The sequence below is a fragment of the Aedoeadaptatus ivorii genome (genome assembly GCF_030815095.1).
GTDB lineage: Bacteria > Bacillota > Clostridia > Tissierellales > Peptoniphilaceae > Aedoeadaptatus > Aedoeadaptatus ivorii.
In genome coordinates this window covers 103,232-117,364 of the sequence record NZ_JAUSWF010000007.1, presented here as the reverse complement: position 1 = coordinate 117,364, position 14,133 = coordinate 103,232, and the positions used below count along the sequence as shown (strand labels likewise).

Here is a 14,133-nt window from a genome sequence, read left to right as displayed (position 1 = left end):
TATAGCAAAACGAAGAATATCTGCAAGCGCGATTGTCGTTTCAGATTGTTAAGATCGGGTAAGATATAGAAAAGAAGTGAGAGGAGACATGGATATGCGTATTGAATTTTTCGGAAAGAACATCGAACTCACCCAAGCATTGAAAAACCAGGCGGAAAAGAAGCTCTCTAAGCTCGACAAATACTTCGCCGAAGAGGTGGAGGCGAAGGTGACCTTCTCTACCATGAAGGGCAACCACACCACCGAGATTACGGTGTTTCTGCCCAATACAATTATGCGCGCAGAAGAGACCACAGAGGACATGTACGCCTCGATCGATTTGGCGATGGACGTGCTCGAACGTCAGGTCCGCAAATACAAGACGCGGCTGAAAAATCGCCATCAGGGGAGCGAAACCATTCGGTTCGAAAACTTCGAGCAGGCCCTGCCCGAAAAGCCCGAGGACACCCAAGGCAAGATCGTCTCCAAGCGCAAGCATTTTCACCTGCAACCCATGGTAGAAGAAGAAGCGGCGCTGCAGATGGAGCTCTTGAACCACAACTTCTTTATCTTCCTCGACGCCGACATCGAAGAACCGGCCCTCTTGTATAAGAGACGCGACGGCAATTTCGGTCGCATCGACTTTGAATTCTGATTCTCCCTTTTCCATACCCGTACGGAGCCGACGCGTTCGGCTCCTTTTTTATGGCCATAATTTCTCGTACAAAAAAACCGAAGCGCGCCGCTTCGGTCTTACGATTCGATTTCCTTGGGCAGTTCTACGAACACCTGGAAGCGGTCTTCGTCGACGATAATGCGAAACTCGCCGCCCAAAATCTCCACCAGATTCCTCGCGATATACAGCCCCAGGCCGCTCCCCTCGGTGGTACGGCTCTTGTCGCCGCGGATAAACTGGTTCTGCAGATCCGCCGAGGATACGCTGAGTTTGTTTTTGGTAATATTCTTTAGACTGAAAAAGATCTTATCTTCCACCACCGAGGCGCGCCCTTCTACGGTGGTGCCCTCCTTGGCGTATTTATACACATTGCTGAAGAGGTTTTGAATCACCCGACTCAACACATTGCCGTCGGTATAGATGGGGATGTCCTCCGTCTGCGCCTCGTAGACAAATTCGAGTGCCTTGGTCTCGTAATCGGCGTCGAAGTCGCCGTAGATCTGGCCGATGAGTTCGTTAAAGTCGATGATCACCGGCTCTAAGGTCACATTGCCGCTCCCGGTCTTGGAGGCGTCGATCAGATTGATAATCATGCTCTTCAGCCGTTCGGAGTTGCGCCCCAGAATGCGAATATAGTTTTTGGCCTCCTCGTCCATCACCTCTTTTTTGCTCAATATGTCCGAGTAATTGATAATGCTCGTAAGAGGGGTCTTGAGATCGTGGCTTATATTGGTGATCAGCTCGGTCTTCATTTTTTGCGACTGCACCTGCGCCTGGGCGGCGGAATACATGGAGTCTTTGATCCGCGTGAGGTCCATCAGCGCCTCATAGGTGGATTCGCGCACCATGGGCGAAAACACCGTGAGATCCACATAGCTCTGGGTCTCCATAATCGCCGCTCGAAGAATGCGGTTTTGAATCACCTCGTCCTCGCCCATGACCATCAGCCTAAGCACCGGCATCATCCACAGGCCGTAGATCACCGGCAGTCCCTGAAGGACCATAAAGACATATACGGGGATGGCGATATTCGCCGCAAAGAAAAAGCGGTAGATGGTCTCTTTTTTGTTCTCGCGCAGCAAATAGACAAACAGCCAGCGCCGGGAAGGGCCGCGCATTAGCATCTTCGCCAGCCAAAACAGTCCCGCCGCCGCACAGGCGAAGGCGATATGGATCAAAGCCATGGCGGGATCGTAGATGTCCGCGCCGAAGAAAAAGAAAACGAGACTCAAAAGGCCGATGACAAACCAAATGTCGATCCAAATGATCTCCATATAGTTCTCGCGACAATAGCGAAGAAATTTCTCCTTAATGCCCGCCCGCCACTCGTCTCTTTTGGCTTTCATCAGCCGATGTCCTCGAATTTATAGCCCATGCCGTAGACGGACTTGATGTAGTCGGGCTTGCGGGGGTTGATCTCTACTTTGTCCCGCAGATGCGAAATATGGACCGAGATGACCTTTTTTACATCGTGCGCCGCCTCTTCCCACACGATCTCGTAGATCTCGTCGCTGGAAAATACCCGTCCCTTGTTTTTGATCAATAGGCGCAGGATCTTGTACTCGTGGGGCGTGAGATTGGCGATCTCGCCGTCGACGCGCACTTCTTTGGCGTTGTCGTTTAGGGTAATGCGGCCGCCGGTATAGTTGCCGTCGTCGATTTCCGCCGCCCCCAAAGAGGTAAAGCGGCGAATGCCGGAGTTGACCCGCGCGATCAGCTCGATGGCGTTAAAGGGTTTGATAATGTAATCGTCGGCGCCCATATTGAGCCCGATAATTTTGTCGGTGATCTCGCTTTTGGCGCTTAGGATGATAATGGGGATATTGTGGGTTTCCCGAATCTTTAAGATGGCGGAAATCCCGTCCATCTTCGGCATCATCAGATCCATCAGCACCAGGTGTATCTCTTCTTTTTCCATCACTTCCAGCGCCTCTTCCCCGTTGTAGGCGCAAAAGACGCGGTAGCCTTCGGCCTCCAAATAGATGCGTATGGCGGAAACGATGTCCTTTTCGTCGTCGCAAACCAAGATATTATACTGCATAGATCCTCCTTTTTACTCTTCCTGTATTCTATCATAACTGTGTTATAATCTCCTCAGGAGGATACAGGAATCTATGAACAAGTGGAAAAGGAAACTCAAAGGTTTCGTAACAAAAAAACCTTTTGCCTTCTTCGACATTCTTATTTATACCATTTTGGACAAAGGACTCTTTTTGCAGGGAGCGGGTTTGTCCTATTTTTTGATACTCGCGATCTTTCCCTTTTTGATCGCCCTCTTAAATATCGTGCGATTTGTCGATGCGAGTTTTCTTCCCCGACTGATCGATTCCTTCGAGAGCCTGCCGCCGGATATCGACGCCATTCTATTGAGCTTTGTGCGGGATTTGGAGGTCAATTCCTCCGGTACCCTGCTTTCGGTATCGCTGTTGGGTACGATCTATGTGGCGAGTAACGGCATTAAGCAGTTGGTGCGGAGCATCAACGACGGCATCTCGGGCACCGAAAAACGCGGCTTTTTGTCCCTTACGCTCCTCTCCCTCGCCATGACCGTGTCTCTGTTTGTCTTGATCCTAATGCTCATGATCGCCCAGGTGGTGGGGAGTAACCTCCTCGACTATCTCTTTCACTTTCTCCGCGTCCCCGAAAGCGCCTTCGGCGCGATTTCCCTTACGCTGCAGCTGGTGCCCTTGGGCTTTATGTTCCTCAGCTTCTTTTGCCTGTACTACTTTTCCCCGAAATGGCCCGCGGGCGGCAAGCCCCCCGTCAAGATCAATTTGCTGAGCGCGCTGTTTTCTATGGGCGCCACGGTGATCGCCACAAAGGGCTTTAACTACTATGTGTCGAACTTCGCATCCTATTCCGCCACCTACGGCTCTTTGGCGGGGATCATCATTTTTTTGGTATGGCTCTATCTCTTCGGGTTGATTTTGCTCGTGGGCGGCGCCATTCAATCGACGCTGTTTTCCCTCGACCAAAACGGCGCCCGCTGGCCCCGAGAGGAAACCCTGTTTTCCGGCGTGGTGGCAAGCCACACCCGCATCAACGATTAGGAGGATTTTTATGAAACAATGTATTGTCGACGCCTTTACCGATCGCGTATTCGCGGGCAATCCCGCCGCGGTCGTCTTTCTCGATGCGCCCCTTGACAATGCCACGATGCTTTCGATCGCCAAAGAAAACAATCTGTCCGAGACCGCCTTCGTCAAAAAAGAAGGAGACGGCTATCGCCTGCGCTGGTTTACCCCCAAAGAAGAAATCGACCTCTGCGGGCACGCCACATTGGCGACGGCCTATGCCCTCTTTCGATTCGAAGACGCCGAAAGCCCCCTCGCCTTTCAAACTCTATCCGGCACGCTGACGGTGCGCAGGGAAGAAGATCTCTACGCCATGGATTTTCCCGCCTACGATCTAAAGGAGGTCCCCGTCACCGACGCCATGGAAGCCGCAATCGGCATCCGCCCCGAGGCGGCATATATGGGCCGCGATCTCGTGATGGTCTTTGACGCCGATGCGGATTTGGAATCCATCGCCCCGAAGGAAGAAGACCTCCTCGCCTTAGACGGACTGTTGCAACACGTCACCAAGCCCGGCACCGAGCACGACTGTATCTCCCGCTCCTTTGCGCCCAAGGTGGGCATCTACGAAGATCCCGTCTGCGGCTCGGGGCACTGCCATATCTCGGTCTACTGGAAAGAGCGCCTCGAAAAAGAAGACATCCTCGCCTATCAGGCGAGCCCCCGCGGCGGTACGCTCTACACCCGCGTAGAAGGCGACCGGGTCACCCTCGCCGGACACGCCGCCCTCTTCTCGAAGGGCGAGATCCTCGCCGACGAAGCCTAGACGATCGATACAAAAAGCCGCGTGCGAAAGTGCACGCGGCTATTTATATGCCCTTTATTATTTTTGCCCGCACCATGACGAGACCCGTCACCGATTCCGCCCCCGCTTGCAGGAGCGCTTCGGTGCAGGCCGAGACGGTCGCGCCGGTGGTATAGGTATCGTCGATCAAAAGCAGGCGATTCGATACGGCCTGCGCCGAAAAGGCGCCCCGCACATTCTCCGCCCGCTCGCGGGCGCCGAGGCCGATCTGATCGCGCACCCGCCGGTTAAACGAAAGCGGCTCGATGACCGGAAGATCGATCCTTCGGCTGAGGGCGCGGGCGATCTCTTGGGGCGGGTTATACCCCCGCAGGCGCAGCTTTTTTGCCGTCGTGGGCACGGCGCAAATCGCATCGAAGTCGCGGCGTCCCGTCTCGAACAAAAATTCCGCCGAAAGGTCGGCGAACACCTCCGCCCAGTATCGCTCGCGCTTGTACTTTAGGCCCCCGATCATCGCCTTCGACAGGGCATTTTTCCCGAGGAGCGGATACACCGTCGGTCCTGTATGTTCGCGGATCCCCTCCCCCAAAAAGACGAGCGCGTCTTTGCAGTCGTCGCAGAGGGCGAGGCGAGGGGCCGCCGTCTCCAAACAGAGCGGGCAGCCGCCCCTATAAAAGAGTTTTCTGAGATCCATCGATTCTCTCCTTGATGCGCGCATCCAGCGCCGAATAGCGGTCTTCGATGCGGTTGTTCTCGACCATATGCCGCAGCGTGGCACGGTTTCCCACCACCACGACGAGCTTTTTGGCCCGGGTGATGGCGGTATAGAGGAGATTGCGCGTCAAGAACATGGGCGGCCCGCTCACCACCGGGAGCACCACCACGGGAAACTCCGAACCCTGGGATTTGTGAATCGTCGCCGCATAGGCGGGGGCGAGCTCGTTTAAGTGTTCGCGCTCGTAGGTGCAGACTTTGTCGTCAAAGGCGACCTTGAGCGTTTCGGATTCGCGATCGACAAATCCCACCGTGCCCAAATCGCCGTTAAAGACGCCCTTGCCCTTCGAATCGAAGACCCGGCTCTTGGACTTCCACTCCATTTCGTAATTGTTTTTGGTCTGCATGACTTTGTCGCCGACTTTATAGGTAAAGCCGCCGCGGCTGAGGCCGCCCGGGCCGGGATTAAGCGCCGCCTGCAGGGTGAGATTCAGGTTTTCGACGCCGCAGACCCCCTTTTTCATGGGAGCGAGCACCTGAATGTCTTCCACCGGATCGATGCCGTAAAAATTCGGCAATCGCTCCTTGACCAGCGATGCCACCAGCGCGAGCGCCGCCTCGGGATCCGGCGTTTCCATAAAAAAGAAGTCGGTGCCCGGCGCATTCACCACGGGATATTCCCCCCGGTTGATGCGGTGGGCGTTTTTTACGATGGCAGAGGTCTCCGCTTGGCGAAACACCTTGTCGAGATGCACCGCTTCCACCGCCTTCGAGGCAATCAGATCCCGCAGTACGTTCCCCGCGCCCACCGACGGCAGCTGGTCCACATCGCCCACCAGAATCAGGCGCGTATCCTCCTTGAGCGAAGTCAACAGATCGCGCATCAAGAGCAGATCGATCATACTCGCCTCGTCGACGATTACCACATCGGCGTCCACCTCGTCGCCGGATACGCGCGATTCCGTGCCGTCTTCGGAAATATAATCGTAGGACAAGAGGCGGTGGATGGTAGAAGCGCTCCTGCCCGTCGCTTCTTCCATGCGCTTTGCCGCCCGCCCCGTCGGCGCCGCGAGCGCCACCGAAAGGCGGAGGCGCTCCATGGCATCGACGATGGCCCTAAGTGTCGTGGTCTTTCCCGTGCCGGGCCCGCCGGTGATAATCAAGAGATTCGAATCGATGGCGCGCGCCAACGCTTCTTTCTGTCGCTCGGCGAGATCGGCGGGAGATTTGGCGAGCACCGCCGCAATCACATCTTCCGCCATATGCGCCGGCAGATCGACTTTGCCCCGCCGTGCGATCTCCTCGGCCACCACGTCCTCCGCGCGGTAGTAGGGAAGCAGATAGATGCGCAAGGTGCCTTCCACCTCCCGCACATAGATGGCGGGGTCCACCGCAAGCTTTACGATGTGCTCGTCGAGAAAATCCATATCGAGATCCAACAGCGTTTGAGAGGCGGCGAGCAGCTTTTCTTTCGGCAAAAAACAGTGCCCGTCTGATACGGCGGCGTTTAGGACGTATTTCATGCCGGCGATCACCCGCGCCTCGTCGTCCTTGGGAATGCCGGATTTTTGCGCCACGGCATCGGCGATCTGAAAGCCGATCCCGCGCACCGTATCCGCCAGGCGATAGGGGTCGCGCCGCAATATATCCGAGGAGGCGTCGCCGAAGACTTTATAGATCGCCATGGCGCGGGCGTTGGGGAGCTCGAACTCCTGCGCGTCCAACAAAAATTCCCGCATGCCCTTCTGACTTTCCAATGAGTCGACGATGACGGCGAGCTTCTTCTTGCCGATCCCCTCCACTTCGCCCAACCGGACGGGGTCTTCTTCGATGATGCGCATGGTCTCCTCGCCGAAGGTGTCGACGATGCGCTTGGCCGTCACCTTTCCCACATGGGGAATAAGGCCGCCGGAAAGGTAGGCGACGATCGCCTTTTCCCCCCGGGGCCTTATCTTTTCCACTGCGCTGAATTGAAACTGCTCCCCGTATTTCGGGTGGTAGATCAGTTCCCCCTCCAGGCGCAAATTTTCCTTTTCGAACAAAGACATATGGGACCCGACGACGGTAATATCGCCGTCTTCGGCCAAAAACTGCGCGACGGTATAGCCGTTTTCTTCGTTCCGAAAAATGATCCGATCCAATATGCCTTCGATTTTCAAACGTTTCCTACTTTCTGTCTTTTAAGGCTTGTTGAATGGATTCCACCTTGTCGGTCGCCTCCCAAGGTACATCCACGTCCTCGCGGCCGAAGTGGCCATATGCCGCCACGTTTTTGTAGATGGGGCGGAGCAGGTCGAGTTCCCTGATGATAGCGGCGGGGCGCAAATCGAAGACCTCGTTGACCAATTCCTCGATCTCGTTGTCGCTCAGCTCGCTGGTGCCGTAGCTTTCCACATAGACCGAAAGCGGACGGGCGATGCCGATGGCATAGCTCAAGCCGATTTCACATTTGTCGCAGACGCCGGCGGCGACGAGATTCTTCGCCACATAGCGCGCCGCATAGGCGGCGGAGCGGTCTACCTTGGTCGGGTCCTTGCCGCTAAAGCAACCGCCGCCGTGGCGCGCGTAACCGCCGTAGGTGTCGACGATAATCTTGCGCCCGGTGAGGCCCGCATCGGCCACAGGACCGCCGATGACAAAGCGGCCGGTGGGGTTTACGAAGATCTTCGTGTCATCGTCGATCAGCTCTTTTGCGACCACGGGACGGATGACGTGCTTTTCGATGTCTTCGCGAATCGTGGTAAGCTCGACGTCGGGATCGTGCTGGGTGCTCACGACGATATTTTCAAGACGCACCGGCACGCCGTCGTGGTATTCCACCGTCACCTGGGTCTTGCCGTCGGGCTTCAAATACGGGAGCGTACCGTCTTTTCGGACTTCCGAAAGGCGTCTTGCCATTGTATGGGCGAGCGAAATCGGAAGGGGCATCAGCTCGTCGGTTTCTTTGCAGGCGTAGCCAAACATAATGCCCTGGTCCCCCGCGCCGAAAGCGTCCATCTCTTCGACGCCCATTTCCTTAAAGCGGTCCACGCCCATGGCGATATCGCCGCTTTGTTCCTTGATCGCCGAAATCACCGCCACGGACTCCGCCTCAAAACCCGGCTGTACGCCGTGCACATAGCCGATATCCTTTAAGGTGTTTCTGACGACTTCGGTAAAGTCCACGTATTCCCGCGTGCTGATCTCGCCGGTGATGACGACCATCCCCGTAGAGACGAGACTTTCGCACGCCACGCGGGCGCCCGAGTCCTGCGCGAGAATCGCGTCCAAAATTCCGTCCGAAATCTGGTCGCAAACCTTATCCGGATGTCCTTCCGTTACGGATTCCGACGAAAATAACCATTTGTCCATTGTTTCCTCCTCAATAAAAAAACCTGCACGCGGCAGGCTCGGATTCTTATCTTTCAGACCTGTCGCGTCTGTAGGAATTGGCACCTCGTAAGGTTGCCGGGCTTCACAGTGCCTAGTCACTCCGCCACTCTAAATAAGAAATTCTGTTTTAAGTATACTCTAAGGAAAAACAAATTGCAACCGCGGCCCATGTGGCGGGTTTCGTTTCAAACACAAAAAAAGCCGGCCGAAGCCGACTTTTTATATCTAGATTTAGCGCTTGTTGCTTGCGCGCCAAATGCCCATTTCTTCTGCATTTTTAATGAGCTCGTCGCGGAAATCCGGGTGTGCCAGTTCGATCAGACCTTCGGCGCGTTCCCAGGTGGTACGGCCCTTGCAATTGAAGATGCCGTATTCCGTTACGATGTAATGGGTGTTGGGACGTGCCACGGTGATCGCGGAACCCGTCGCAAAGTTGGGGAGAATGCGAGAAACAGTTTCGCCCTTTTTGTTCGTAAAGGTGGAGCTCAAGCAGATAAAGCTCTTGCCGCCCTTCGAGAGATACGCACCCAGCGCGAAGTCCAGCTGTCCGCCCGCACCCGAGATGTGGCGCAGACCCGTAGATTCGGAGCTGACTTGGCCCCAGAGGTCCACGTTCAACGCGTTGTTGATAGAAATAAAGTTGTCGATTTCCTTTACCACTTCGGCACCGTTCGTGTAGTTGACCGGCGCTGCCATACATTCGGGGTTGTGGTCGAGGTATTCATAGAGTTCAGCACTGCCCGCGGCAAATGCGTATACCTGACGATACTTGTCGATGGTCTTCTTGGAGCCGTTGACCTTGCCTTTTTTCGCCATATCCACAAAGGCGTCTACATACATTTCGGAGTGAACGCCCAGGTCCTTTAAGTCGCTGTCAGCGATCAAAGCGCCTACGGCATTGGGCATGCCGCCGATACCCAATTGGAGGGTTGCGCCGTCGGGAATTTCTTTGACGATAAATTCGGCGACCTTCTCGTCCACTTCGCCATAGCTTCCCTTGGGCACTTCCGCCAAGGGGACATTGCCGGCTTCGACGATAAAGTCTACGCGGTCGATATGCACTTCGGACTCGCATTTGCCCGGGCAATAGGGCATCGCTTCGTTCACCTCTACGATGACCATCTTCGCCTTTTCGATGCCCGCCATGGTATGGGACGCATTCAAACCGAAGTTAAAGTAGCCGTGTTTGTCCATCGGCGTCGTGGTCACGATGGCGACGTCGAGTTCCACTTCGTCGCGGTAATACTTCGGAAGTTCCGAATAGCGCAGCGGATTATAGAACGCGCCCGGACCGGCGTTCACTGCCTTGCGTTCGGGACCGCCTGCGTGCCAGGAGTTCCAGATGAAATGTTTTCCTTCGGGATCCGCCGAAAGAACTTGCGGCGCCTTAAAGGTAACGCCGCCGCGCAGCTTCACATCTTCCAATTCGTCCATGCGCTTGGCGAGTTCCGCATCCACCGCGGTGCTCGTGCCGGCGCCCCAGCCGTATTCGACCCAGTCGCCGGATTTAATCTTGGCGGCGGCCTCTTTGGCGGTAATCAACTTCTGATCATACAGTTTCTTATAGTCCATGGTACCCTCCATACTTCCATTTAATACTTTACTAAGCCTAATATACACGATACAGTATCTTTTTTCAATCGGGAAGCCCGCCCAAATAATAAGGTTTTCCCGCCCGATAGAAAACTTTTCGTTCCACCATGAAAGGGGCGCGGGAAGATCAAATCCGCCTGTTAAAATATTTTCAATCGATAAATTTTACTTCCTTTGTCGAAAATTTCGCCCTCTGTATATACTCGCTCGGCAGCATTCGTTGACCGAATAAAAAGGGATCTACGAAAAAGGGACAGCGATCGCTTTCGATCGCTGTCCTTCTACAATACAGGATGAAATTCTACTGATACCCTTTCCCCTAAGCTATTTGAGACCACCGCACGCTCTAATACTTTTTCCTCAAAGTATATCCTCTCTTCTGAATCCAGAAATGAAAAGTAATAGACGGTCACCGAAATATTTCGTATCCTTGCCGCTTCCTCGTAGCCTCTTACGCCGAGAAGACGCAGAGGATTCCCCAGTATCAGGACCGCCTTTGCTTCCAAGTCCTGCAGGACGATATGATCCCTTTTGGCGACAAAGCGCATGGACAGGACGATTTCTGAAAGAACGGCACTGACGAGCAGATCCAGTGCTGTAAATTCCTCTTTTTCCGCATCAAAGGCGACGGCTTTATCGACCTCTACGTAAGATTTCTCGTTATAAACCTTTACCGATTCGGCGCCGTTTACGGCGCGATAGCGCTTTTCAAAGGCATCAAAGAGATCCATGTTCTTGCCTCAAGCGATCCCGGGCCGCGAGCATCGCGCCGATTTTTTCGGAAATATGCTCGTATTCATTGACAGGGCGGTTTGAAAAGGTGGCAAAACCACAGTCGGGATTTAGCCAAAGCAGATTCGGATCTACATACTCCAATGCCTCTTTCGCGCGGCAATAGATCGCCTCCACATCTTCCCGCCCATCGAGGCGGGGATTGATTACGCCGAGCCCCAATATCGTATCTCGAAAACGCACATCCGCCAAAAGTGCAGAAAGCTCGCCAGCACGCGGTGTAGAAAATTCCAGCGCCAAAATATCAGCACCGACATAGGCAAACAGATCTAAGAGCGGTGTATACGCCCCTTCTAGGAGAATGCTCTCGTCTTTGCTCCAATTGCCCCGACACACATGTAGAGCGGCCTGAGATTTTTCCCGATCTATCGAATGCATGGCACCGCGGATCAAATGAGCGGCAAATTCCAATTCTTCGGTAGGATCTTTCCGCTCGGAAAGGGACGCACACATAAAGGTACGCGGTCTGCCTTCGGTAAAGACGACCTCAGTCAAAACTGGCTCGTCGAACTGGATGACATCCACGCCGATTTCCTGAAGATGCCGAATCTCTTGCTCATAGATCTTGAGAACGTCCTCTCCCAGCGCCTCCTTGCTGTCGTAAAACGAGCCGCTTACATTGGCGAGCCACATGGAACGGGTCACCAAATAGGGACCGGGCATGGTGATTTTTACCGGTCGATCAGTGAGAGACTTCATCATTCTCAGTTCTTTTGCGACGATCTCGCCACGATACCCGAGTTTCCCCGTGCAAATGGCATTTTTCATCGAATTTGCCGGCACATCCAAGGTGTTCAAAATGTTTTCGAATTCTCGCTTGTCATCGACATACTCAAGCATTTCACCCATACTCATTTCTGTAACGCCATCGAGTTTTTCGGCAATAAACGAGACATAATTGTCTCTTTCGATCTCCCCGGAGGTAATGATATCCACATCCAGATCTTCCTGCATGCGTATCACGTCCCGCGTCTTCTCATACACCAGGCTTTGATAGTCTTCTTCTGCGATCATGCCCGCCCGCAACTTTCTACGCGCGAGCAGGATTTGTTCCCCACGGGGCAATGATCCCATCAGCGAAGCGCTAAAGGGCTTCATGGTTAAACGCATCTACAAAACCGCCTAAATACGCGTCGGCAGCGGTGATCGGTCCATATCCGTCGGTTCGCCCTTCAACCCATTTCTTCAGGCCTTCCAAATCCAGAATTTCGCGGTCCGGTTCTTTTCCGTAGTCCATTTCCATGAGAATTGCATCAAACGCCTTGATTTCTTCGTCGTCGATACCTTCTCGGAAAGTAAAGATGCAGTGATCGAAGGGATCGGTGGTATCCAACACGCGCACCACATTCTTATCAATAGAGCCGTCTTTGGTCCACGCTTCATAGTTGGCGGCCAGCGCAAAAGAAGCGTCCACTTCCCCCGCGACCAGAGCCATAGCCGCGTCTTTTTCGCCACCTACGTGATCCCCGTGTAAACCCACGCCGATGTCAAATCGCTTTTCTACATAGTCTTTTTCGAATTCCAAACCGTTTCGGTGCAAATGTTCGATCGGAATCAAGCGCGCCTGGGGCGAATCCACCGCGCCGAAAGCGATCGTCTTACCCTTCAAGTCTTCTAAGGTTCCGATCCCGCTATCTGCCCTTACCAGAAGACAGGTGTGTAGGTCTCGGTCGGTATCTCGCATGCAGCCGATTTTTTCTTTTCCCTCTAAACGCTTATGGGCATCGAGGTGCGCTAGAGGCGAATTCCATGCACCGTCGATTTCTCCGTTCACCAAGGCATCGACCTGCAGGCGATAATCCTTAAAAAATACAGCTTCGATTTCTTGTCCCCGTTCCTTAAAAAAATCTTCGATCATTTCCCAGATGACGGTAACGCGGGGATCGTACACCACGGCCCCGATCTTTAATGTTTTCATTCTGAACCTCCTCTTATACCAACGGCTGTCCGGTAATCGCCCTGCCCAACCAAACATTGAGAATATCTAAAGAGGGTGCCATAATCTGACCGGCATAGGCATCGCGCATCAAACGCTGAATCTCCGATCCTTGATTGTACGTTTTTCCACCACCGACGCGCATGGCAAGTGTGGAAGACTCGATGGCATTTTCAATAGCCACAGTCCGCGCAGCGATAATCTTCGCCACGGCATCTTCTTCTCCGTCAACCATTGCCTTGGCAGCGCGTTCGGTAAGGGCTTTGGCGCTTTGCGCATTGGCGTAGATCTTTCCCAGATGTACTTGTACGGTTTCGATCTGCGCGAGAGACTGTCCGTCGGGGTATTTTCGTTTCAGTGCATACTCGCAGGTAATATCAGATAAGCGCAGTGCCAATCCCGAATACACGCTCGCAAGACCCAGGATAAAGTAGGTGGCAACGACTTGAAATACTTGTTCCTGACCGCTGCCAGCCTCTCCAATGCGACGGTATTCCGGAAGCGCGACATTGTTCAAGCGCAAGGGACAACTTACATTGCCCTTCATGCCGATGCCTTTCCAGTGATCCATCTTAAATTCCATGCCTTCACTCTCGAGGGGTACGAGCCAGTTGTCGATGCCGTCTTCCACGTCAGACGCTGCAAGGACTAAGTAATAGCTTGCATGGGTCGCGCTGGTTACCATTGATTTGGTGCCGTTAAAAACATATTCTTCTCCGCGCTTTTCCACACTGATTTCCGGCATATAAAAATGTGTCCCGGTACCGAATTCAGAATACGCCAGTGCCATAAATCGACCGTTGTTGACGATGTCTGCCACTACTTCTTCTTTTAAGCGGTCGTTGCCATAATTCAAAAGGCACATCAACGCCACATTGTGCATCATATAGCACAGTCCGGCGGTGGGATTGGATTCCGCAAAGGCCATGACCGCTTCTTGATGTTCTTTCGCGGTAAGGCCCAGCCCACCCATTTCTTTGGGAATTAAGAGCTTAAAATAGCCTTTCTCTCCCATGGCGCGGAAAGATTCTTCCGGGAACCGTCCCGCTTCGTCGGATTCTTTGGCATACGGTGCAATGTACGCTTCGGCAAACGCCTTGGCTTCTTCGTAAAAATTCATTCTATACCTCCTTAAGGTCACTTTTATGTGTACGACCATATTGTATACCAATGTATACCAATTTAGTATTTTGTTTTTTAATCTGTCTTTTTATGCATAGGTTTTATAAATATACCTTTATTGTAAAGAATC

General features: G+C 53.6%; 13 protein-coding genes and 1 riboswitch. Of the genes, 3 read left to right on the top strand and 10 right to left on the bottom strand.

Annotation, left to right across the window (positions count from 1 at the left end):
- The first annotated feature begins 94 nt into the window (after nucleotides 1–94).
- On the top strand, nucleotides 95–634 hold the full coding sequence (gene hpf, locus QO008_RS06075) for a ribosome hibernation-promoting factor, HPF/YfiA family (protein ID WP_126465968.1): 540 nt from the start codon (nucleotides 95–97) through the stop codon (nucleotides 632–634).
- Between the two features lie 98 nt (nucleotides 635–732).
- On the opposite strand, the gene QO008_RS06070 is transcribed toward hpf, so the two are convergent.
- On the bottom strand, nucleotides 733–2,001 hold the full coding sequence (locus QO008_RS06070) for a sensor histidine kinase (protein WP_126465970.1): 1,269 nt from the start codon (nucleotides 1,999–2,001) through the stop codon (nucleotides 733–735).
- Entirely contained in the window at nucleotides 2,001–2,696 is a 696-nt protein-coding gene (locus tag QO008_RS06065; protein WP_126465972.1) for a response regulator transcription factor, read from the bottom strand. Before QO008_RS06065 ends, QO008_RS06070 begins: the two co-directional genes overlap by 1 nt.
- Nucleotides 2,697–2,769: 73 nt before the next feature.
- On the opposite strand from QO008_RS06065, the gene QO008_RS06060 reads away from it, so the two are divergent.
- Together QO008_RS06060 and QO008_RS06055 are read left to right on the top strand one after the other, a co-directional pair.
- Nucleotides 2,770–3,705 carry a YihY/virulence factor BrkB family protein gene (locus QO008_RS06060; RefSeq protein WP_126465974.1) on the top strand — a complete coding sequence of 312 codons (936 nt, stop codon included), beginning with the start codon at nucleotides 2,770–2,772 and terminating at the stop codon, nucleotides 3,703–3,705.
- A 10-nt stretch (nucleotides 3,706–3,715) separates the two neighbouring features.
- Nucleotides 3,716–4,495, top strand: a complete 780-nt coding sequence (locus QO008_RS06055; RefSeq protein WP_307385141.1) for a PhzF family phenazine biosynthesis protein — start codon at nucleotides 3,716–3,718, stop codon at nucleotides 4,493–4,495.
- Between the two features lie 43 nt (nucleotides 4,496–4,538).
- Here the strand turns inward: QO008_RS06055 and QO008_RS06050 are convergent, their stop codons facing one another.
- From QO008_RS06050 to QO008_RS06015, 8 genes are all read right to left on the bottom strand, one after another.
- Complete coding sequence (locus QO008_RS06050) at nucleotides 4,539–5,168, bottom strand: ComF family protein (protein WP_307385139.1); 630 nt, start codon at nucleotides 5,166–5,168, stop codon at nucleotides 4,539–4,541.
- Nucleotides 5,143–7,347, bottom strand: a complete 2,205-nt coding sequence (gene recD2 / locus QO008_RS06045; RefSeq protein WP_307385137.1) for an SF1B family DNA helicase RecD2 — start codon at nucleotides 7,345–7,347, stop codon at nucleotides 5,143–5,145. Before recD2 ends, QO008_RS06050 begins: the two co-directional genes overlap by 26 nt.
- A gap of 7 nt (nucleotides 7,348–7,354) precedes the next feature.
- Complete coding sequence (metK, locus tag QO008_RS06040) at nucleotides 7,355–8,539, bottom strand: methionine adenosyltransferase (protein ID WP_307385135.1); 1,185 nt, start codon at nucleotides 8,537–8,539, stop codon at nucleotides 7,355–7,357.
- A gap of 43 nt (nucleotides 8,540–8,582) precedes the next feature.
- A riboswitch (SAM riboswitch) is annotated at nucleotides 8,583–8,679 on the bottom strand.
- Between the two features lie 112 nt (nucleotides 8,680–8,791).
- Nucleotides 8,792–10,132: a butyryl-CoA:acetate CoA-transferase gene (locus tag QO008_RS06035; RefSeq protein WP_307385133.1), complete on the bottom strand. Its 1,341-nt coding sequence runs from the start codon at nucleotides 10,130–10,132 to the stop codon at nucleotides 8,792–8,794.
- A 302-nt stretch (nucleotides 10,133–10,434) separates the two neighbouring features.
- Nucleotides 10,435–10,884 (bottom strand): OsmC family protein, encoded by a 450-nt coding sequence (locus tag QO008_RS06030; RefSeq protein WP_126465988.1) that lies wholly within the window; start codon nucleotides 10,882–10,884, stop codon nucleotides 10,435–10,437.
- Nucleotides 10,871–12,055 carry a cobalamin-independent methionine synthase II family protein gene (locus QO008_RS06025; protein ID WP_307385131.1) on the bottom strand — a complete coding sequence of 395 codons (1,185 nt, stop codon included), beginning with the start codon at nucleotides 12,053–12,055 and terminating at the stop codon, nucleotides 10,871–10,873. Before QO008_RS06025 ends, QO008_RS06030 begins: the two co-directional genes overlap by 14 nt.
- On the bottom strand, nucleotides 12,030–12,863 hold the full coding sequence (locus QO008_RS06020) for a phosphate/phosphite/phosphonate ABC transporter substrate-binding protein (RefSeq protein WP_126465992.1): 834 nt from the start codon (nucleotides 12,861–12,863) through the stop codon (nucleotides 12,030–12,032). Before QO008_RS06020 ends, QO008_RS06025 begins: the two co-directional genes overlap by 26 nt.
- 13 nt (nucleotides 12,864–12,876) lie before the next feature.
- Complete coding sequence (locus QO008_RS06015; protein ID WP_126465994.1) at nucleotides 12,877–14,001, bottom strand: acyl-CoA dehydrogenase family protein; 1,125 nt, start codon at nucleotides 13,999–14,001, stop codon at nucleotides 12,877–12,879.
- Between the last annotated feature and the right edge of the window lie 132 nt (nucleotides 14,002–14,133).

Coding starts and splice junctions, on each gene's coding strand:
- QO008_RS06060 (WP_126465974.1), top strand. CDS start 2,770: ATGAACAAGTGGAAAAGGAAACTCAAAGGTTTCGTAACAAAAAAACCT.
- QO008_RS06030 (WP_126465988.1), bottom strand. CDS start 10,884: ATGGATCTCTTTGATGCCTTTGAAAAGCGCTATCGCGCCGTAAACGGC.
- QO008_RS06070 (WP_126465970.1), bottom strand. CDS start 2,001: ATGAAAGCCAAAAGAGACGAGTGGCGGGCGGGCATTAAGGAGAAATTT.
- QO008_RS06020 (WP_126465992.1), bottom strand. CDS start 12,863: ATGAAAACATTAAAGATCGGGGCCGTGGTGTACGATCCCCGCGTTACC.
- QO008_RS06050 (WP_307385139.1), bottom strand. CDS start 5,168: ATGGATCTCAGAAAACTCTTTTATAGGGGCGGCTGCCCGCTCTGTTTG.
- QO008_RS06065 (WP_126465972.1), bottom strand. CDS start 2,696: ATGCAGTATAATATCTTGGTTTGCGACGACGAAAAGGACATCGTTTCC.
- QO008_RS06055 (WP_307385141.1), top strand. CDS start 3,716: ATGAAACAATGTATTGTCGACGCCTTTACCGATCGCGTATTCGCGGGC.
- metK (WP_307385135.1), bottom strand. CDS start 8,539: ATGGACAAATGGTTATTTTCGTCGGAATCCGTAACGGAAGGACATCCG.
- hpf (WP_126465968.1), top strand. CDS start 95: ATGCGTATTGAATTTTTCGGAAAGAACATCGAACTCACCCAAGCATTG.
- QO008_RS06025 (WP_307385131.1), bottom strand. CDS start 12,055: ATGCGTTTAACCATGAAGCCCTTTAGCGCTTCGCTGATGGGATCATTG.
- QO008_RS06015 (WP_126465994.1), bottom strand. CDS start 14,001: ATGAATTTTTACGAAGAAGCCAAGGCGTTTGCCGAAGCGTACATTGCA.
- QO008_RS06035 (WP_307385133.1), bottom strand. CDS start 10,132: ATGGACTATAAGAAACTGTATGATCAGAAGTTGATTACCGCCAAAGAG.